The organism is Polaromonas sp. P1_E3 (assembly GCF_056405935.1).
On the sequence record NZ_JBFUBD010000783.1, the window covers coordinates 1 to 701 of the forward strand.

Consider the following 701-nt stretch of genomic DNA (forward strand, 5'->3'; position numbering starts at 1 on the left):
CATATGCACGAGCTAAATTTTCCGCAACAGCATCACTAGGCAGATCTTGATAGTCAACATCGCCAAAGTTGCTCTCTGGAAAACATTCTGCAAGTTGATCTTCGTCCAGCTCCAATACAAACCCTTGTAAGTTACTGGCGTAATGCGCCCACATCGGAAGCACTGCAGGAGATCGCGAAAAACAAGTGGTCGGAAGTTGAGGCAGTTTTCCCACAACATCTGCATAAAACGCTATCAACTCTGGTCGCTCGCCAAAATCCATTGTGAGAAACAACTCATAGGGATCATTGAAGTCCATCGGATAGCCGCATTTCAACGAAACCTTATCTGGACTAGCAAAGACCTTATCAAAGAAGGCGGGCCCCACATACTTATAGAGATATTTACTCATGATGTTTTAGAGTTTTGTGGTGATGCTAAGGTTTACTTGTAAAAGCTCGAGCCTGATACAAGAAGTGGTTATTCGTTCAGAACGGTATCTGTGAGTACGCTAGAACGAAAGTCACATCCTATTGGTCGAGGAAGTCAATGCGCATGAGTGATCTTCCGTACCAGGCTAACCGCCGTCGGCGTAGTCAAGCGGATGCCCTGCACGCTCCCTCTTGGCCCGCAGAACACGCAATCGCCAGCGCACAAGACCGATCGCGTAGCTGATGTAGTAACCCGCAAGCAGCCCAAAGACGGCGAGCGTGAGCGAACTG

Annotated in this window: 1 protein-coding gene; it reads right to left on the reverse strand. The window is 48.4% G+C overall.

The genetic code is table 11. The annotated features are described in order from the left end of the window. A partial coding sequence (locus tag AC1D0Z_RS23505) for a DUF2971 domain-containing protein (protein WP_477660527.1) occupies positions 1-391 on the reverse strand: 391 nt, incomplete at its 3' end. Between the last annotated feature and the right edge of the window lie 310 nt (positions 392-701).